Origin of the sequence: Arthrobacter sp. AB6, assembly GCF_031844545.1 — a bacterium.
Lineage (GTDB): Bacteria > Actinomycetota > Actinomycetes > Actinomycetales > Micrococcaceae > Arthrobacter.
Genome location: NZ_JAUZVL010000025.1, coordinates 18,569 through 37,419 on the forward strand (window position 1 = coordinate 18,569; position 18,851 = coordinate 37,419).

Annotated in this window: 19 protein-coding genes; 10 read left to right on the plus strand and 9 right to left on the minus strand. The window is 68.0% G+C overall.

Annotated features, from left to right (window positions below):
* The first annotated feature begins 5 nt into the window (after positions 1–5).
* From Q9R30_RS16415 to Q9R30_RS16440, 6 genes are all read left to right on the plus strand, one after another.
* Positions 6–347: a metalloregulator ArsR/SmtB family transcription factor gene (locus tag Q9R30_RS16415; RefSeq protein ID WP_311218255.1), complete on the plus strand. Its 342-nt coding sequence runs from the start codon at positions 6–8 to the stop codon at positions 345–347.
* A gap of 11 nt (positions 348–358) precedes the next feature.
* Positions 359–859 carry an SRPBCC family protein gene (locus Q9R30_RS16420; RefSeq protein ID WP_311218256.1) on the plus strand — a complete coding sequence of 167 codons (501 nt, stop codon included), beginning with the start codon at positions 359–361 and terminating at the stop codon, positions 857–859.
* Between the two features lie 133 nt (positions 860–992).
* Complete coding sequence (locus tag Q9R30_RS16425; RefSeq protein WP_311218257.1) at positions 993–1,535, plus strand: Chromate resistance protein ChrB; 543 nt, start codon at positions 993–995, stop codon at positions 1,533–1,535.
* Entirely contained in the window at positions 1,532–2,716 is a 1,185-nt protein-coding gene (locus Q9R30_RS16430) for an MFS transporter (RefSeq protein ID WP_311218258.1), read from the plus strand. The genes Q9R30_RS16425 and Q9R30_RS16430 overlap by 4 nt, the downstream gene beginning before the upstream one ends.
* Positions 2,717–2,812: 96 nt before the next feature.
* On the plus strand, positions 2,813–3,718 hold the full coding sequence (locus tag Q9R30_RS16435; protein ID WP_311218259.1) for a phosphatase PAP2 family protein: 906 nt from the start codon (positions 2,813–2,815) through the stop codon (positions 3,716–3,718).
* Positions 3,719–4,027: 309 nt separating this feature from the next.
* Positions 4,028–4,738: a response regulator transcription factor gene (locus Q9R30_RS16440; RefSeq protein WP_104998762.1), complete on the plus strand. Its 711-nt coding sequence runs from the start codon at positions 4,028–4,030 to the stop codon at positions 4,736–4,738.
* Here Q9R30_RS16440 and Q9R30_RS16445 read toward each other — a convergent pair.
* A complete protein-coding gene (locus tag Q9R30_RS16445; RefSeq protein WP_311218260.1) occupies positions 4,686–6,176 on the minus strand; it encodes an ATP-binding protein in 1,491 nt (496 codons plus the stop codon). The two genes, Q9R30_RS16440 and Q9R30_RS16445, sit on opposite strands and share 53 nt — an antisense overlap.
* Before the next feature lie 203 nt (positions 6,177–6,379).
* Between Q9R30_RS16445 and Q9R30_RS16450 the strand changes: the two genes are divergently transcribed.
* Positions 6,380–6,892, plus strand: a complete 513-nt coding sequence (locus Q9R30_RS16450) for a PepSY domain-containing protein (protein ID WP_104998764.1) — start codon at positions 6,380–6,382, stop codon at positions 6,890–6,892.
* A gap of 203 nt (positions 6,893–7,095) precedes the next feature.
* Here Q9R30_RS16450 and Q9R30_RS16455 read toward each other — a convergent pair whose 3' ends face one another.
* From Q9R30_RS16455 to Q9R30_RS16465, 3 genes are read right to left on the minus strand one after another with little or no spacing between them, the layout of a single operon-like run.
* Positions 7,096–8,055 (minus strand): LssY C-terminal domain-containing protein, encoded by a 960-nt coding sequence (locus tag Q9R30_RS16455; RefSeq protein ID WP_311218261.1) that lies wholly within the window; start codon positions 8,053–8,055, stop codon positions 7,096–7,098.
* Positions 8,052–8,756, minus strand: coding sequence for an alpha/beta hydrolase (locus Q9R30_RS16460; RefSeq protein ID WP_311218262.1), 705 nt, complete (start codon positions 8,754–8,756; stop codon positions 8,052–8,054). Before Q9R30_RS16460 ends, Q9R30_RS16455 begins: the two co-directional genes overlap by 4 nt.
* Before the next feature lie 29 nt (positions 8,757–8,785).
* The gene (locus Q9R30_RS16465) at positions 8,786–10,003 is read right to left on the minus strand and encodes an MFS transporter (protein WP_104998766.1); all 1,218 of its coding nucleotides are present in this window, start codon (positions 10,001–10,003) and stop codon (positions 8,786–8,788) included.
* Positions 10,004–10,238: 235 nt separating this feature from the next.
* Here Q9R30_RS16465 and Q9R30_RS16470 point away from each other — a divergent pair, with 235 nt between their 5' ends.
* Complete coding sequence (locus Q9R30_RS16470; protein ID WP_104998767.1) at positions 10,239–10,583, plus strand: hypothetical protein; 345 nt, start codon at positions 10,239–10,241, stop codon at positions 10,581–10,583.
* Here Q9R30_RS16470 and Q9R30_RS16475 read toward each other — a convergent pair.
* The 5 genes from Q9R30_RS16475 to Q9R30_RS16495 all read right to left on the minus strand — a co-directional run bounded on the left by Q9R30_RS16475 (position 10,505) and on the right by Q9R30_RS16495 (position 15,449).
* Positions 10,505–12,454 (minus strand): hypothetical protein, encoded by a 1,950-nt coding sequence (locus tag Q9R30_RS16475; protein ID WP_311218263.1) that lies wholly within the window; start codon positions 12,452–12,454, stop codon positions 10,505–10,507. The two genes, Q9R30_RS16470 and Q9R30_RS16475, sit on opposite strands and share 79 nt — an antisense overlap.
* 109 nt (positions 12,455–12,563) lie before the next feature.
* Entirely contained in the window at positions 12,564–13,316 is a 753-nt protein-coding gene (locus tag Q9R30_RS16480; RefSeq protein WP_104998769.1) for a cation transporter, read from the minus strand.
* Positions 13,313–13,639: a winged helix-turn-helix domain-containing protein gene (locus tag Q9R30_RS16485; RefSeq protein ID WP_311218264.1), complete on the minus strand. Its 327-nt coding sequence runs from the start codon at positions 13,637–13,639 to the stop codon at positions 13,313–13,315. The genes Q9R30_RS16480 and Q9R30_RS16485 overlap by 4 nt, the downstream gene beginning before the upstream one ends.
* A 68-nt stretch (positions 13,640–13,707) precedes the next feature.
* Positions 13,708–14,148 carry a hypothetical protein gene (locus Q9R30_RS16490; protein WP_311218265.1) on the minus strand — a complete coding sequence of 147 codons (441 nt, stop codon included), beginning with the start codon at positions 14,146–14,148 and terminating at the stop codon, positions 13,708–13,710.
* Complete coding sequence (locus Q9R30_RS16495; RefSeq protein WP_311218266.1) at positions 14,145–15,449, minus strand: protein kinase domain-containing protein; 1,305 nt, start codon at positions 15,447–15,449, stop codon at positions 14,145–14,147. Before Q9R30_RS16495 ends, Q9R30_RS16490 begins: the two co-directional genes overlap by 4 nt.
* Positions 15,450–15,520: 71 nt before the next feature.
* Here Q9R30_RS16495 and Q9R30_RS16500 point away from each other — a divergent pair, with 71 nt between their 5' ends.
* Together Q9R30_RS16500 and Q9R30_RS16505 are read left to right on the plus strand one after the other, a co-directional pair.
* Positions 15,521–18,064, plus strand: a complete 2,544-nt coding sequence (locus Q9R30_RS16500) for a DUF4118 domain-containing protein (RefSeq protein WP_104998771.1) — start codon at positions 15,521–15,523, stop codon at positions 18,062–18,064.
* Positions 18,049–18,720 carry a response regulator gene (locus Q9R30_RS16505; RefSeq protein WP_104998772.1) on the plus strand — a complete coding sequence of 224 codons (672 nt, stop codon included), beginning with the start codon at positions 18,049–18,051 and terminating at the stop codon, positions 18,718–18,720. The genes Q9R30_RS16500 and Q9R30_RS16505 overlap by 16 nt, the downstream gene beginning before the upstream one ends.
* Positions 18,721–18,851: the final 131 nt, after the last annotated feature.

Below are 18,851 nucleotides of genomic sequence, written 5' to 3' on the forward strand. Positions count from 1 at the left end.
ACGGCATGGCACGGGCGGCAACAACGGCGGATGCGTTCAACGCGGTGGCGGAACCCCGCCGGCGCGAAATCCTGGACGCCCTGGCCGGCGGCGAACGGCCGGTCGGCGAGCTTGTTGACCTGCTCGGCCTGGCCCAGCCGCACGTGTCCCGGCACCTGCGGGTCCTGCGCGAAGTGGGCGCCGTCGTGGTCCGCGACGAAGGGCGGCAGCGGCTGTACCGGCTGAACCCGCAGGCACTGAGGCCAATCCACGACTGGGTTTCGGGTTATCAGCACCTCTGGAACGAGCGCTTCGAGCTGCTCGAAGACGTTCTTGGGGACCTTCAACAGGAAGACACGCAAGATTAGGGAGCAGGGCAATGGCACCAACAAACACCTTGGACATCACCTTTCCCACCGACGAGGAAATCCTCATCACGCGCACGGTCAACGCACCACGGCATCTCGTCTACAGGGCCTGGACCACGTCGGAATTGGTCAGGAGGTGGTGGCCGGGCCGGCGCGGCGAAATGACGGTGGCGGACATGGACTTCAGGGTAGGCGGGGCCTGGCGGTACGTCATGGTGGCGCACGGGGAATTCGAGGTGGCCTTCCACGGGACGTACCGGGAGATCGTCCCGAACGAGCGGATCGTCCACACCGAGGTGATGGAGACCCCGGGCGCGCTGCCGGACAGTGAGGAGGGTGCGGTGGTCAACACGGTCACCTTCGAGGAGGCCGACGGCGGCGCCACCGTGGTGCGCATCCGCACCAACGCCGGCAGCAAGGAAGTCCGGGACAGGATCGCGAAGTCCGGCATGGAGGGCGGCGTGCGCGAGCAGTTCGAGATCATCGAGGAGCTGGCGGCTGCGCTGGGCTGACCTCCCACCCGCACTCCCAACTAGGTAGCGCTAAGTGTCGTTCTGGAGGGTCAAAACGACACTTGGCGCTACCTAGTTGGGAGGGGAAGACACCTGCACTTCTGACCCTGTAACAGTTGTTACACTTCATGGTGTGACTTCCGTCGAAGAGGTGCCCTGGCTCGTGATGCTCGTGCAGGTGCCCTCGGAGCCTTCGCGGCACCGGGTGGCGGTCTGGCGTGAGCTCCGGCGCTTCGGCGCGGTCCCCGTCGGGCAGGGCGCCTGGACGGCGCCCGACGTGCCGGCCTGCCGCGAGGGTGCGAAGAAGGCCAAGGAGCTGGCCGGCGCCGGAAACGGCGAAGTGCTCCTGCTCACCACCGCGCCGGCCGACGACGACGCCGCCCGGCTGCGTGAACTCTTCACCGCTGCACGCGCGGAGGAGTGGGCGGAATTCGTGGCCGACTGCGGCAAGTTCACCGACGAAATCGCGAAGGAAATCGCCAAGCGGAAATTCACGCTGGCCGAGCTTGAGGAGGAGGAGCAGAGCCTGGACCGGCTGCGCCGCTGGTTCCGCGCCCTCCGGACCAAGGACGTCTTCGGCAGCCCGGCTTCGGCGGGTGCCGAGCGGAAGCTCGGTGACTGCGCCGCCGCCCTGGACGGTTTTGCCGCCCTCGTCTACGGCGAGGTGCACTCGTGACCGCCGCCCGCACCGCTGCAGCCAAGGCCGCCAGCGTCTCCGCGCCCCTCTACGCCGCCGGGTTCGTTACCGCATTCGGGGCCCACAGCATCGCGGCGGGCCTGGGCGCGCAAAGCGGGAACATCGGCCTGACGCTGCTTAACCTGGGCATCCTCCTCGCCCTGTACGACGTTTCCGAGGTCTTCCTCAAGCCGGTCTTCGGCGCCCTGAGCGACAGGATCGGCGCCAAACCCGTCATCGTCGGCGGGCTGCTCGCTTTTGCCGCACTGTCCCTGATCGGGCTCTGGGCGGCGGACCCGCTGATGCTGGCCCTGGCGCGGCTCGGCCAGGGCGCAGCGGCATCCGCGTTCTCACCGGCATCGTCCGCCATGGTGGCCCGGCTGGCACGCGGCGGGAATGCGGGCACGTATTTCGGCAGGTACGGGTCATGGAAAAGCCTGGGCTACATCATCGGGCCGCTGCTGGGCGCGGGCCTGATCTGGGCCGGCGGCTTCGCCCTGCTTTTCGGCACCCTGTCCGTCCTCGCGGCAGCCACGGCAGCGTGGGTCCTGCTGGCTGTGCCGCACCTGGAACCCCTCCCCCGCCAGCGCTACACCGTGCTGGACCTCGCACGGCAGGTGGGCGAGCGGCGCTTCCTCGTGCCCACGCTGGTCCTGGCGGCATCGACGGCGGCGCTCGGAGCCGCCGTCGGATTCCTCCCCGCGCTGGCCACGAGGCACGGCCTGGACGCCGTCGCCGGCACCGCTGCGGTCAGCCTCCTGGCGCTCGGCTCCGTCCTGACCCAGCCGCGGATCGGCCGGCTGCGGGACCGGGACCGCATCACTGACAATAAGGGCACGACGGCGGGACTCCTCCTCATCGCGGCAGGCATCGGTGTGATCTCGGCCGCCCCGGGCCCGGTCACCATCTTCCTTGCCGCTGCAGCAATCGGAGTCGGTGTGGGCGCGGCAACCCCGCTGGCTTTCGCGCACCTCGCGGACACCACCCCGCCCGAGCGCATGGGCCGCACCATGGGCTCTGCCGAACTGGGGCGCGAACTCGGCGACGCCGGCGGGCCGCTGCTGGTAGGCGGCGTGGCCACGCTGACCGCCCTGCCCTTCGGACTCGGGGCCCTCGCGCTGGTGATTGCAGCGGCCAGCTTCCCCAGCCTCGCCCCGGCCAGCCCGCCCCGGCCCAACTAGGTAGCGCCAAGTGTCGTTATGAGCCTCCAAAACGACACTTGGCGCTACCTAGTTGGGTGAAGCGGGCTCCCAGCTTTCTGTGACACCCTTAAACCGATGACTTACCAACGGCAGGCACCCAGCAGGACAGCAGCCCGACCCGCACCGGGGTCGGGCTTCCTGTTCGTGCTTGCCACCCTGGCCTGCGTGGCCGGACTCATCGCCACCTACTACTACTTCGTGCAGACCACCACCGGCCAGTTCATTGATGAGTCGGCGCTGGTGGAGGCCGTGGGCATCCACGGACCGGCGGGCAAGGCGAGCACAAGGTTCCTGGACCTGCTGCCAACCATCTCACTGGTGATGGCCGCCGTCGTGGTGTTGTTTGTCACGGTGATCCGGAAGCACTGGACGGAGGCCGGGATCGCCGTGGCCGCGTGCGTCGGGGCAAACATCGCCACCCAGGTGCTGAAGGACCTGCTCCCGGCCCGCCCGGACAAGGGTGTGGTGACTCTGGAGCTGAACTCGCTGCCGTCCGGGCACACCACGCTGGCGGCATCGGCTGCGGCCGCGGTCTTCCTCATGGCCTCCCCCCGGTGGCGCCCGATGGCCGGCTTCGTGGGCGGCACGTTCGCCATTGCGTCCGGGGTCTCCACACTGATCAACCAGTGGCACCGGCCGGCGGACGTGGTGGCGGCGTTCCTGCTGGTGGGCGCGTTTATGATTCCGGCGGGCTGGCTCATCATCCGGCGCGGGTCCTGGAATGAGTGGGACGGGTTCGGCAGGCACATCGGCTCGGCACGGCTCTGGCTGACGCTGCCGGTTGCGATCGGGCTGGTATCCGCGGCCGTAGCGCTGTACTCGCTGGCCCGCATCGCGCCCGGCCCTTGGCAGGAAGCCAGCACCACGAACTATTTCTGGGCGGGGATCGCGCTGATCGTGATCGCCGGGTACCTGGCCACCGTCGCCACCACCTCACTGTTCGCATACGCCGCACGACGGCGGGACTCACCAGGGCGCTGACGGTCACCACTGACCCCGGCTGGGTGAATGTTGACCGTTTCTTGATGAATTTCCGGCCCCTTTTTTGATACAGCCCGGGAATACTTGCTGGTGCTTGGCCCGGGGATTTCGACCACATTGGTGCTCTTCGACCCGGCCCATCTGTCTCCTGGCGTCGTTTTGAAGTGGGCGCCGCCAGGTATCCCGCGTCCCGGCGCCGCCTGTCCCCCCACGGCGGCGCCGGGACTTCCATCGGCTGGCGGCTTGCTGGGTGTGGTGCTGCCCAGCCGGGGTCAGGGATACTGTCGGTATGAACCGGGAGGCGCGGTCATGAGGGTTCTGGTCGTCGACGACGAAGTGGTGCTGGCCGAAACGGTTCGCCGCGGGCTGCGCAATGAGGGGTTCGTCGTGGACCTGGCCCACGACGGCGTCAGCGGCCTGCGGGCTGCGGTGGAGAACCCCTATGACGTGATCCTGCTGGACCTGATGCTGCCCCTGAAGAACGGCTACGACGTACTTAGGGGAATCCGGGAGCACCGGATCTGGACGCCGGTCCTGATGCTGACCGCAAAAGATGGTGAGTACGACCAGACCGACGCCTTCGATCTTGGCGCGGACGACTACCTTACCAAGCCCTTCAGCTTCCTGGTGCTGGTGGCGCGCATCCGGGCCCTGGCACGCCGGGGCGCCCCCGAGCGGCCTGTGGTCATCGCCCTCGGCAGCCTGAACCTGGATTCCGTAAGCCGCAGTGTCCACCGCGGAGACACCCCTATCGGACTCACCGCCAAGGAATACGCGCTGCTGTACTACCTGATGCGCAGGCACGATCAGGTGGTCTCCAAATCCGAAATCCTCCGCAACGTCTGGGGTTCCGACTTCGAGGGAGGCGGCAACGTCGTCGAGGTGTACATGGGCTACCTGAGGCGGAAAATCGATACGCCTTTCGGGCTGCACACCCTGACCACCATCCGGGGAATGGGGTACATGCTCACCCCCGACCGCCCTGCCGCAGCGGTTTTCCCGGCGCCTTCAGGGGCGTGAAAGGCTGGACCAGGGCCTCCTCGGCGGACTGAACCTGGGTGGCCTGGGCGGGAAATGCCAGCTCGAACCGGCAGCCGCCGTCGGGGGCTTCCGTGCACAGGATCCGGCCGCCGTGGGCACTGACTATTGCGGACGTGATGGCCAGGCCCAGGCCGCTGCCACCGCTTTCGCGCGACCGGCTTTCGTCAAGCCGGACAAAGCGTTCAAAGATCCGCTCGCGTTCGGCAATCGGCACCGGCGGGCCATCGTCATCTATGGTGAGCAGTACGTCGTCCGGCGAGTTTCGCACCTGGATGCTGATCCGCGCCCGGGCGTACCTCTCCGCGTTGTCCAGGACGTTCCGGATGGCCCGGCCGAGGCTCCGGACATCCCCCGTGATCCGGGCCGGTTCAAGCCTGGCCTCGATCTTGTGCCTGCTGGTGCAGCGCAGGCGGCGGACTTCGTCGTTGAGGACATCGTCCAGGTCCACGTCCGCCGCTTCCAGGCGCAGGCCCTGGTCATCGGCCTTGGCCAGGGTCAGCAGGTCCTGGACCAGGTAGCGCATCCGGGCCGTTTCCCCGGCCACAACCTCCTTTGTCTCCTCCCACATGGCCCCGGACGGATCGGCGGCTGCGATCTCCACTGCGGCGCTGAGCGTTGCCAGGGGGCTGCGCAGTTCGTGGCTCGCATCGGAGACAAAGCGCCGCTGTTCCCGGTCCGAGGCTTCCAGCCGGTCCAGCATCATGTTCATCGTCTGCGCCAAGGCCTGGATCTCGTCGGACGTCCGGGGCACCCCCACCCGGCCGTCCAGGCTCCGTGCGTTAATCCCCGCAACCTGGTCGCGGATCTGCTCAACCTGGCGCAGCGACCGTCCCACAAGGATCCAGACGCCGAAGCCCACACCCGCCAGGAGGAGTGGCGCGGCGCCAAGGATGAACCATGCCACGGTGGCCACAGTCTCGGCCTGCGCTGTTACCGTGGCGCCAACGGCTACGGTATAAACCTTCTCGTCCTCGCCAACGCCCGTGGCCGCCACAAGCAGATCATCGTCGAACAGGCTCTGCTGCACGGAGACATGCTCGAACAGCGTTTGTTTGGCTTCCGGCCGCAGCGCCGTGATGGGCCTGGTGGCCGCGGCGGGGACCGACGCCGCCAGGACGGCTCCGTTGGGGTCCAGGATCTGGATGTACTGGCCCGGGCGCGCCGCCGACCTGACATAGTTGGCCGCTTCCTCGAGGTCCTGTTCCGCGATGTGGGCCACCACGTCCTCGGCTTGGAGCCGGGTGAGCCTTTCGGCGGACGCCACCAGGGCCCTCTGCAGCAGCAGCAGGAGAATCAGTCCGCCGACGAGCAGCGCAGCCGCCACAAAGGCGACCGCCGTGGCCGTTGCCCGCTTGCGCACCCCCCAGCGTCGGGTGCGCGTTTTCCCGAAGCGGGGGCGCCGCTGTTCGGCGTCCATGAACCAAGGATGCGTCCCGCTGCCGCCTGTGACAAACCCTCCCGGCAACTGTTTTTGATTTCTTTGTCCTGGCTGTGCCCTGGCTGAGGAAAACTGAGCCCTGGCTGAGATTTGCCCGGTGAAATTTGTGGGCGCAGAAGCCTTGGCAGCACACTGGTTTTATCGATCAGGATCTGTTGGGGGCCATACAACAGGAGACCGTCATGGGCAGGAAAATTCTTTTGCTTACAGGCGTTGCTGCCGCGGCAGCCGCAATCTCCGGAGCGTCCATTGCCACTGCCGGCACCACCCCGGGCGACGACCAGCCATTGACCGGAAATGCCCTGCAGCAGGCCAGCGACGCGGCCATTGCCCGCACGGGACCCGGCACCGTCATCAGTGCCGAGACTGACAACGATCCCAATACTTCCTATGAAGTAGACGTTCAGTTGAACAACGGCACCCGGGTGGAAGTGGAACTCGACGGCTCGTTCCAGGTGGTCTCGGAGGGCAGGGACGACGACCCCGGACAGCCGCTGAGCGCTGCAGACCGCGACAGGGCAGGCCAAGCCGCACTGGCGAACGTGGGCAAGGGCCGGATCGGGGACGTGGAACGGGAGAGCGGGGGCGGCGCCGCCTACGAGGCGGAAATCGTTCTTGACGACGGTTCCGAAGTTGACGTTGAACTGGGGGCAGATTTCCAGGTCCTGCGGACGGGCGCGCCTGAACGCGACTGATCCGCGGGCCAAGCCGAGCATGCAGGGCGGGGAGGCGCGCCAGATGAGGATACCGGCAAGAATTCACTTCCTCGCCCTTGCAATGGACAGCGGTGTCCTGGCCGCGGGATTGCTGGCCGGTCCTGAGGCCACAGGTACTGCCCTGTTTCTGGTTTCGATAGGGCTCGGGGCTTATGCGAGATTCGGGCACCGGACGACTGAAGTCAGCCAGAAGCATCCGGCCGGCCCGGCTCGTACAGGTCAATGATCGGCAGGTGACCGTCGGTGCGGATGGCATCGCCGCCGCCGTTGCGGTGGTGGTAGCCGCTGGAGTAGTTGAGGATGACGTGCACGGACTGCACGGCCTCGGCTGCCTGCAGCGTGGCAATGATGAAGTCGCGTTCCTCGTCCGTGCGGTCGGCAATCTTGTGCGTGATCTGGAACGTGAACAGGGACAGTCCCACGCTCCTGTCGTACGTGCCGGCTCCCACCCAGTCCACGGCCAGGCCGCCCGGCAGCATCCACCCGGGCGGGCACTTCCAGAACCGGACATGGTGCCGCTTGCGCGGGTTCCCGTCGATCTCGCGCTGGAACGCCAGGTCCTGCCTGTTGCCGAAGACGTACAAGGAACTTACCGGGGCGGCGGGATAGCTGCGGCCCAGGACGGTGGACACCAGGGTGTGCCAGGCGGTCGCCGGGGTGATGGGATCCGCTTCCACCCAGCCGGCGGAACGCATGGCCCGCCGCAGCTCTTCCTCCGTCCCCACCACGGCGAGGTTGACGGGATCGCCCAGCACGCCGTCGCCCGTCCTTGCCCGGCCGATGAAGTAGTCAGGGATGTACAGGCTGCTCAGGATCTTATGGACGCGCGGCAGCAGGGCATAGGCCAGGATCAGCCAGACGGGCAGGAACACCCACGCCTGCTCAGGGCCGCGGGAGAGCCTGGCGAGCAGGAAAAAGTACACAGCCCAGCCGACGGCGACGGTCACCGACAGGTACAGCAGCCGCTGCAGCACCGCCAGCACAGTGGCCCACCTGCTCTGCCGGCGCTCCACGGCGCTGCTGGAGCGGGAGTGGTCAGGCTCGTCCGGAACCGCGCGCGGGGACCCCGCATCGAAGGACCCCGCCCGCGAGGACCCCGCATCCGGTTCTCCGATATCCGGGTTCTCCAGTCCCGGAGTCACGGCTCGTCGAAGTTCAGCTGCTCAACGATGATCCGCGCCGTCTCAGGATCACCCAAAATCCGGAAGTGCCCTGCCGTGGGCAGCTCGATGTTCGTGGCACCGGGAAGGACGCTGCCTTCCGGAATGTGCGGATCGAACGGGCCGTAGATGGACGTGATCCGGCTGTTGATTGCCTCCTCGCGGGCCAGCTCAAGGGTCAGGGGGTGGCGGGGGGAAAAGATGCGCAGGCTCGGCAGCAGCATGTACCTGGCATAGCGCGAACCGGAGAACGGGGTGCACACCGTGACCATCCGGTTGATCCGCTGCTCAGGATCCAGCATCAGCATGGCGTACTTTCCAATCAGGCCGCCCTTGCTGTGCGCCACGATCGCGGCGTCCCGCAGCCCAGCTTCCTCCAGGTGCTGCGCCACCATCCGGGCCGCCGCGGGGACATCGAGCTGGTTCCGCTGCAGCACCGTGACCACGTGGACGGGATGGCCGGCGTCGTGGATGGACTGGATGAGCGGCATCATGAACTGCCAGTTTTCGTAGACGCCGGGGATGATCAGGACCGGCCGCCGGTGCCCCTGGTGGAAGGACCCGGGCTGGACACGCGACAACATGCCGCGGACCTGCCATCCCGCGGCATATAGGTAGTCCTGCAGCCACCAGGCGCCTTTTTGCAGCGCACTGATCCTCGTGGGCGTGCCCGGTTCACTCATCTGTCGAGGATATCCCGCCCTCGCGTGGCTCAGTAGTTGCGCCGGTGCCTCAGGCGGGGAATCACGACGGCGAACACGGCCGCCGCCGCGAACCCCAGTATGCCGGTGGCTGAGATCCCCGCGCCCAAGGTGGCAAGGGCAGTCACCCCGGAGAGCAGGACGGGGCCGGCGGTGGACCCGGCGTCGGCCATGAACCGCCACAGCCCCAGGAACTGCCCGCGGCCCCGGTCCGGCGAGAAGTCGGCGCCCAACGTCATCACCAGGCCCGAACTGATCCCGTTGCCGAACCCGATCAGCAGCGCAGCCAGCAGCAGCCCCGTGAAGGACCCGGTCAGCGGAATCAGCAGCAGGGCCACGCCCATGAGAAGCGTGGACGGGACGGCGACGAACTGCCGGCCCTTCCGGTCCATGAGCTTGCCGGCGGGATAGAACACCAGCATGTCGATCGCGCCGGAGAGCCCGTAGATCAGGGAGGCGGAAGTTGCGTCCATGCCCAGGTTGTCCGCCCACAGCGGGATGACCACCTGCCGGGAGGAGCGGAGGGCGCTGAGCAGCAGGATCCCCAAGCCCAGCGAAAGGAACACGCCTGCGTGGGATACCGCCACACTGCGGAGGGTGGGCTCCGGACCCTTGTAGCCGCCGTCGGGCGCTGGCGGAACGGCCAGGTCCGGGATGGTGAGGGACAGCAGCGCGGCTCCCGCCATGGCAACCACGCCCACCCAGTAGGCGCCGCTGATTCCGGCGAACTGCATCACCGCCGCGCCCAGGAACGGGCCGATGAACACGCCGATGCGGTTCACGCCGCCCAGCGTGGAGAGCGCCCGGGCACGGAATTCCACGGGTACGGCCTCGGTGAGGTACTTTTGCCGGGCCAGCCCGAATACGGCCCCGGACATCCCGACGACGGCCATCGCCACTGCGAGCAGCCACAGCCCGTTGGGGACCACGGACGTCAGCCCGGCCGCCGCGAGCGCGAGCCCGGCGGCCGCGGCGGCAGCCACGATGGACCAGCGCTCACCGAATTTGAGGGTCACCAGGGAGGCGGGCAGGTTGAAGAACCAGGACCCCACGCCGATCAGCGTGACGATCAGCGCCGCAACGGCCACCGAAGCGCCGAGATCGCGGGCGGTGAGGGCCACCACCGGCAGGATGGCTCCCGTGCCGATCCCGTAGAGCAGCGTGGGCCCGAAAGCGGCCACCGCCATGCCGCGCAGGCTGAAGGGCTGGGGGTCGTCCGGGGAAGTCATCAGATTTATCCTATGGCCGCCCACGAGGCGCCGCCGTCCGGCGCAGCGAGGGCAGGCGTCAGTGCGCAGGACTGGCCCATGCGCACCGAAGCCGGGCCTCCGGGCGCAGGCCGGACGCGCCCATGCCCCGGCCAATAGGACGGGTGAAATTCGGGGGTCACAAACGCCCCGGGAAGGAGTAGCGTTCGCTTTATGGGGCGCTTTCCCGCGCCCACACAAACGGGGAGGTCATTCGATGGGTGAAGTGTGGATCCGCACGCTCGGCAACGGGCTGGTCCGGGCAGACAGAGTCACCGAAATTTCATCCACCAGGGGGTCCTTGCACGAGGACCAGGGGTATTCACTGAAAGTCATCGTGGACGGCAAGGGCCACGTGCTGATCGACGACGCCGACTTGCAGGGCACGCTGGCGGAGCGGCTGGAGTATGCGCGGCATGTGGAGGACGCCCTGCTGCTCGCCATGGACGAGGCACGGGACAGCGACGCCGCCGTCGTCATTTCCTATGAGCCTGAGCGCGAGCGCTGGTCCGCCGCACCTGTCACGGTGTTAGCCGGAAGGCTTGCCGAACCGGTGGGCTGAGCCTGCCGTTCGCCACGTACGACGCCGGGCGGCGGCTGGGGTGCCGCCCGCTGCGTTTTGGCAACCGCTTGCTCCTGCACGGGTTCACCGGTACGCGCCGGCAGGCCCGTGATGCTGGTGCGCGTGAAGCAGAGCGACCAGAGCGCAAGCACCAGCACCACCACCGCAACCCAGGGCAGGTCCGGCCACGCCAGCATGAACGGCACAGCCACGGCCGCCGCCGTCACGATCAGCAAATACCACGTCACGTACCACCACGGGTTGGCCGGCAGGTTCCGGGTGGGATCGCTGGACTGCCGGAACGACGGCTTGCGCAGCCGCTGCAGCCGGTCGTGCAGCACTCCCCACACCGGCCCGTTCAGGAGTCCCACCAGCACGCCGGCAAAAACGGCGGTTGTCACGGCCAGCACGCCCAGGTCCTGCCAGTGCGCCCAGTGGTACGTCGGGCCGGAGCACAGCCAGGCGGACCACCATGGATCCCGGCCGGCGCCGGGCGGTCCGCACTGGACCAGGTTCCGCGTCCAGTCCAGAGAACCGAGCCACGCCAGCGCCGCCGGGGCGCTCAGCGCTGAGGTGATGACGGCGAGAAGCCGCGTCACCCCCAGGCTCTTCACCATGACGCGGTGCGGGCGGAGCCGCCGGTCGCCGTCGAGCATCCTGAACGCCAGCCCGGCAGGGTCCGGTGGCGGATCCAGGACCAGCCGCGCCAGCGGATCCAGCACCTCAACGCGGTTCTTGGAGTAGACAATGTGGTCGTAGATCAGGGCGGACCGGTTGTACACGGGATGTTCCTCGGGGCCCGGACCGCCGTCGCCCTCTGTGTCCCGGGCATAGATCTTGCCGAAGACGGGCAGCCGACCGTTGGCGTGCGTGGAGATCGGCCCGGCGGGCACAAAGTCGAACTTCCCCCACACGTTGATCCAGCGGGGGCGCCGGGGGTTGGCCAGCCAGTCCGTCACGGGGTCCTCCCCCGTTCCGCCGCCCCACTGCGCGTAGCCCAACAGGTCCAGCCCGCTGCCCACGCTGACAAAGTTGGTGGCGCGGGCCTGGTTCTGGAACAGGACCTGCCCGGTGATCGCGGCGCCCTGGCTGTGCGCCACCACGGTCACCTCGGTGCCCGTGCCGTGGTCCCAGCGCTGGAGCGTGTCCACCACCCGCTGCCGCATGGCCGCAGCCTGCAGGGGCTTGCGCTTCCACACCTGGGGATCGCCCAGGAAGTCCGCGAACAGGGACACAAGCTTCCCCATCCACCGTCCCGGCCCCGGAATCCAGGCCAGGATGATGATCAGCAACAGCACCACGAGCACCGCCAGCAGGATGAAGAACCCGGCGAACGCGGCCAGCGAAGTAAGGACCAGCTGCCGCAGCCAGGCGCCGAGCCACCGGACGTCCTTCCGCTGGCCGGGATGGAGGTTCCATTTGATCAGCTGCACGGACCGCATGTACACCCGCAGGGCGGTGCGCAGCGCCCACGAGTAGGTGGACGCGGCCGACGCCGGCTCGAAGTCCCTGCCCCAGGACGCCTCGGTCATGAGAACAGTCAGATAGTCCGGCTTTCGGCCGGCAACGCCGCGGAGGACCTTGACCAGCACCTCCGGTGCGTCCCCCACCGCGTTAGCCTTGGTGATCACCAGGTGCGGATGCGCGGTGCGCGGCACCATGTCCAGGGAGAGATCGTGCAGGCTCAGCATCAGGGGCTGGGCCCATTCCTGCAGGGTGCCGCCTTTGAGGGCCCGGCCCATGCCGTGGACGAACACCACCACGTGGTCCGGCCGGCCCGGTTCCCCTGGTTGCCCTGGCCCGTCCGGTGGCTCCGCGGCCTCCGCGCCTTCGGCGGCGTCATGGCCGCCACGGCTTGCGCGCTTGTCCATGGCTAAATGATCCACCCGCGCCAACTGGCGGGGGAAGGGGAAAGTGCGGATCCGGGATCCTGGTTCCCGAACTGTGGCCCGGACGTTCCCCTGGGGTGGAGACGGGCGCTCAGCGGCCGGCCGGCGGAGGCCCGGATGCCGGGGTTTCCGGTGCCGGCTTGTCCTGCTGGGCCGCGTCCCCGCAGCCGGCGCAGCACGCAGCGTCTACTTCATCAGGGCCGCTGCCCTCACCGCCGTGCAGGACGGGGCAGCAGGCCTCACCCCGCCAGGCGTCGATGCCTTCACGAACGGCGATGGCGGCGATGACCAGGGCGGCACCGGCATCGGCCCACCACCAGCCCAAAGCGCTGTTCAGGACCAGGCCAACCAGCAGTACGGCCGAGAGGTACGTGCAGAGCAGCGTTTGCTTGGAATCGGCCACGGCGGTTTTGGAGCCGATTTCCCGCCCGGCGCGGCGCTGCGCCCAGGACAGGACGGGCATGACCGCCAGGCTCAAGGCTGCGATTGCGATTCCCGGCGCCGAGTGCCGGGCTTCTCCCCCGCCCGTGAGTGACCGGACCGCGTCCACGCTCACGAATGCGGCAAGGGCAAAGAAGGAAATGGCAATGATCCGCAAGGTCAGGTGCTCGCGCCGCTCCGGATCCTTGGCGGTGAACTGCCACGACAACGCCAGGGCGGACGCCACCTCTATGACGGAGTCCAGGCCGAAGCCCACCAGCGCGGAGGAGTCCGCGGTTCCGCCGGCCCAGAGTGCCACTACGGCTTCGATGACGTTATAGCTGATGGTGGTGGCCGCGAACAGCCGGATCCTCCGGCTCAACACCGCGCGGCGTTCCGGGGTTGGTGTGTGGAGCAGCGTCATGCAACGCACTCCCCGTCCGGGGCGCAGCAGGCCGGGTCCACGGCAAGGACAACACCGATCAGGTCCTTGATGGCGTGGCCAAGCCTGGCGTCCGCAAGTTCGTAGCGGCTCCGCCGCCCGTCCGGGACAGCAACCACCAGTCCACAGCCGCGCAGGCAGGCCAGGTGGTTGGACATGCTCTGCCGCGAGACCCCCAGGGAGTCAGCCAAGTCCGACGGATAAGCCGGCGCTTCGGAGAGGGCCAAAAGAATCCGCGCACGGGTTGCGTCCGACACCGCGTAACCGAACCTGGACAGCACGGGGGCCCGGGTAAGCGATTCCATGGAATCAAAGTACATCCGAAGATGTATTCAGGCAAGCATGTACTAAGGGCCTGGTGGCTATTCCGCCCTTACCCGTTGCCTTTGCCTTTACCCTTCCCGGCGTCCTTCTTGGCATCCTCGGGCTGCTCTTCAGCCTCTTTTTGGGCGTCTTCCTCCTGGTCCTCAGCGGCCGTTGGTTCCGCGGAGGGGGCGGGCTGCGGTTCCGCCGCCTGCTGCGCCGCCTCGAGCTCAGCCCTGATTTTGCTGATCGCAGCCTCCGCGCGCGCCTTCCGTTCGGCCGACATCAGGCCCTTTTCCGCTGCGGTTGCCACGCCCTGGCCCAGCTGTTGAAGCTCGGCGAGCGCCGCCGGAAAGTCCTGCTGCGCGGCGAGCTGTTTAGCGGACGCCACCCGGGCCTGCAGGTCTTCCGCCGTTCCTGCATCCAGCTCCGACGCGCCGGCGCAGGACGTGAACAGCACCAGCCCCAGGCAGACGGCCAGGATCCGGACTGAGTATCTTGTCCGGCTCATGGCGTGACGCTCTCTTCCAGTTCCTTGAAGTGCTCGCCCAGCGGTCCGGTGATGACCGGCTGGGGTGTTTCCACGGGGGCGGGGGCGGGGCGTTGGATGGAGGTTAACAGGAATGCCGCGAGGACCAGCACAAGAACGACGACGGCGGCCAGGATCCAGGGCCGGCGGCCCTTCAAGGTGCCGGGTTTCTTCCACGGACGCTGCGCGATTGATGGTCCGCGGGCGGGAGCTTCAGGGATTCCTGCCCTGGGAGCCCGCTGCCACGACGTCACGTTGGTTGCTTCGCTGCCGGAAAGGGTGGGAATCCTTGGCCCCCGGGTACCTGCCGGTCCAGCGGGCTCGGGGTTCCCTGACGGTTCGGGAGCATTCCCGGGTCCCAGGGGCGGGAGGACGCGGGTGGGCTGCGGAAGGGCTTCCGTGGCGGCCGTTGCCCCGCCGGCTGCATTGGCCAGCCCGCCCCAGTCTCCGGCCGTGCCGAGTTCCGCGGCCACGCCCGAGGCCTCCGGCCGTGCCCGGGGGTCCCGCGCAGTCATGGCGGCGAGCAGCGGCGTCCAGCGCGGACCCAGGGCATCAGGAATATCCGGGTCCTGCGAAAGCCTGGCCACTGCGGCCTCAAGCGGCGGCCCGGGGAATGCCACTTTCCCGGTCAGTGCCTCCAGCAGCACAAGCCCCAGCGCATAGATGTCCGCCGCCGGTCCAACCTGTTCTCCGCTGGCCTGCTCCGGACTCAAGTAGGCCGCGGTCCCCGGCACCATATTGGTGGCGGTGACCCGGGCGCCGTCGAGCATCCGTGCGATGCCGAAGTCCGCCAGCTTGGGGCGCAAGGGGGAATCCGCCGTATAGCGGGTCAAGAGGATGTTGGCTGGTTTGATGTCGCGGTGGACCACACCGCGGTGGTGGATGTACTGCAGCGCACCCGCGAGCTCGGCGCCCAGGCGGGCCACCTCGGCTCCGGGCAGCGGGCCCGAGGCCAGGTGCCCGCGCAGGTCCACCCCGCTGACCAGCTCCATCACCAGGAAAGGCACCTCCCGCCCGCCGCTCAACAGGGTTCCCGTATCGAAGAGCGTCACCAGGCCGGGGTGGTTCAGCCCGGCAAGCATCCGGGCTTCTGCCTGCTGCCTGCGCAGTTCCTCCGGATCGGTGACGTCGGCACGGAAGACCTTCAGCGCCACTTCCCTGCCCAGCACCACGTCGGTGCCCCGGTAGACGCTCCCCATGCCGCCGTCGCCAATTACCTGGCCAACCCTGTAGCGCTCACCCAGGACCGTCCCGGCCATACCCGTCTGCGTTTCTTCCGTCATGCGGCCCCTGCCCTTCAGTCCACCCATCACTCTAGCCATGCCGCCGTGCGCGCAGGGGGAACAATAGAGCCATGGCACGAGGTAATCTGCGCATCTTTCTTGGGGCTGCGCCCGGGGCAGGCAAGACGTTTGCGTTGCTGGAAGAAGGCCGCAGGCTGGCCGGAGAGGGCTTCGACGTCGTCGTTGGTGTTGTCGCTGCCAAAGACCGTGCCGACAATGAAGAGATGCTGGCGGGCCTGGAACTGTGCCCGAAACCGGGGAGCCAGGGCCTGGAAGGCGGGCTGGACGTCCAGGCCATTAAGGACCGGGCCCCGGACATCGTCCTGGTCGACGACTACGCCGCTGCATCGGGCGGCGTGCGCCGGTGGGAGCAGGTGGACGCCCTGCTCGAAGCCGGGATCAATGTCATCTCCACCTTGGACATCAGGAACCTGGAATCGCTGTCCGACGCGGTCCGGGAGGTCACGGGAGAGCAGGAGTCACCTACTGTCCCGGACACCGTGGTGCGGGGCGCCGGCCAGATCGAACTCGTGGACGCCTCGCCTGAGCTGCTACGGCAGCGGCTTGCGGACGGAAAGATCTACGGCACCCGCGAAGAGGCCGACGCCGCGCTTGCCGGCGTTTTCCGCATCGGCACGCTCGCCGCCCTGCGGGAGCTCGCACTGTTGTGGCTGGCTGAGCGCGTGGACGCAGACCTGTCCGGCTACAAGGAATTGAAGAGGGTCAGGGAGAGCTGGCCGGCCCGGGAAAAGATCGCCGTCGGGGTGGGCGGAAAGAGCCGCGACCAGGCCCTGGTGCGCAGGGCTGCAAGGATGCTCGCCGCGGCTGCCGGCGGAGAGCTCCACGTGGTCCACGTCCGCACCGGCACGGAGGCATCCGCGGAGTCCGGCAAGGACCTGGCGATGCTGCGCAGGCTCACTGCGGAATTCGGCGGCGTCTTCCACGCCATCGGCGGACGGGACGTCGGGCAGGCCCTGGTGGACTTTGCCAGGAGCATCAACGCCACCCAGGTCATGGTGGGGTCCCCCTCCCGCCGCTCCCCCCTACGTGGCCGGACCGGGGTGGCAGCCGGCGTGCTGCGGGACGCAGGCACCATGGATGTCCACCTCATCAACCACCTTCCCGGCCCCTCCGGCGGCCAGAGGCGGACGCCTCCCCGGCTGGGGCGGCGCCGGGAGATCCCCGCGTTTGCCCTGGCGGTGGGGCTTCCCCCTGTCCTGCAGTTCGTCCTGGACCTCCTCCCCCACAACCAGCTGTCAACGGACATGCTGGTCCACCTGACCGGCATTGTGGGTGTGGCCCTGCTCGGGGGGCTTTGGCCGGCCGTGGCGGCGGCCGTCGTCGCGGGGCTGATCGTTAACTACTTCAGTGTCCGGCCTGTCGGGTCCCTGTCAGTCATCGATCCGGAAAACGTCCTGGCGCTGCTGATCTTTGTCCTGGTGGCGGTGGCCGTCTCGCTGGTGGTGGACCGGTCGGCCAAGCTCAGCAAGGAAGCACACATAGCCGGCGCGGAAGCCGCCGTGCTGGGTGAACTGAGCCGCAGGGCGGTCGCCGAAGGCAACAGCATCCCCGCCTTCCTTGACCAGGTCAGGGAGCATTTCCAAGTGCAAGGGACCGGGCTGTGGGCCAGGCGCGGGACCGGCAGGTCCGCGGCGTGGGAGCTCCAGGAATTCTCCGGCGAACCCCGCCCCGCTGAAGTTTCGGAGGCGGACACGGTGGAGCAACTGAACGGGGACAGGATGCTCACCCTGACGGGAAGGGAACTCTCGCAGGACGAAAGGCGGCTGCTGGCTGCCTTCGGCGCGCACCTGCTGGCCATGGTGCAGCGCGAGGAACTCTCTGCCAGCCAGCGCGAAAACCTGCGCCTGGCCGAAGGCAACACCATGCGGACCTCCATCCTGCGGGCGGTGTCCCACGACCTGCGCACCCCCCTGGCCGGCATCAAGCTGGCCTCCAGCAGCCTGCGGGACAAAACCATCACCTTCGGACCCGAGGAACAGGAAGAACTCCTGGCCACCATTGAACACGGCGCGGACAGGCTGGACCGGCTGGTCAGCAACCTCCTGGACATGTCCAGGATCACGGCCGATTCCGTGGCGCCGCTCATCCGCCCCGTCTACTGGGTGGATGTGGTGGGCGAGGCATTGCGGGGAACGGACTCGGAGCGGCTCAGGGTGCTGCTGCCGGACAACATGCCCCCGGTAGATGCAGACCCGGGGATGCTGGAGCGCGTCATCGCCAACCTGGTGGAGAACGCGCTCAAGTACGCCCCGGATTCCGACGTGGTGATTGCCGGGGCGGTCGGAGGTGCGGGGAGTGCGAGAATTGGGGATGTTCCTGCCAGCGAGCTCACCGTGGTTGATCACGGCTCAGGCATCCCTGCCGATGAGGTCCTGGCGATGTTCCGCCCCTTCCAGCGCGCGGATGACACCACGCCCGGGACGGGGATCGGCCTTGGCCTGGCTGTCGCGAAGGGATTCACCGAGGCCATGGGCGGGGTCCTATTGGCTGAACCCACTCCGGGCGGGGGCCTGACCATGGTGGTCCGGCTGCCGCTCTCCACCGGCGCCGCGCCGGAATCCGGCACAAGGGGGGCATCATGGCAGCAGTCCTGATCGTTGATGACGAGGTCCAGATCCTTCGTGCGCTCCAGATCAACCTGAACGCCAGGGGCTACTCCACCGTGACCGCGTTTACCGGCCAGAGCGCGCTGGAGCAGGCCGCGCAGCACCCGGTGGACATCATCATCCTGGACCTGGGGCTTCCCGACCTGGACGGCGTCGAAGTCATCCGCCGCCTCCGGCGCTGGAACGACGTACCCATCCTTGTCCTCTCTGCACGGCACGGATCCGAGGACAAGATCCAGGCCCTGGACGCCGGCGCGGACGACTACGTGACCAAGCCGTTCGGCATGGATGAACTCCTTGCCCGGCTCCGCGCCGCCCTGCGCCGGGGGGCACCGGGGGACTCCCCTGTTGTGAAGACGAATGACTTCACCGTTAATCTGCCGGCCAAACAGGTAACCCGCCGCGGAGTGCCCGTGCGGCTGACGCCCACCGAGTGGAACATCCTGGAAATGCTGGTCAGGAACAGCGGCGCCCTGGTCACGCACGAGGAAATCCTCACGCAGGTGTGGGGCCCCGGTTACGCGGGCGAGACGGCCTACCTGCGGGTATACCTCGCACAGTTGCGGCGGAAGCTCGAACTGGATCCGGCCAATCCCCGGCACCTGCTCACGGAAACCGGGCTGGGGTACCGCTTCCAGGAGTGACCGTCCAGCACCGGCGAGCCCCTGTTCCGCTGCACCCCTGCACTGCTGTAGCAGAGGCGTTAAGAAAGCATTAAGATCCCCGGAAACGCCCGTTGGACAGGACCTGCCCGGTGTTACGCTCCGGTGGTTAT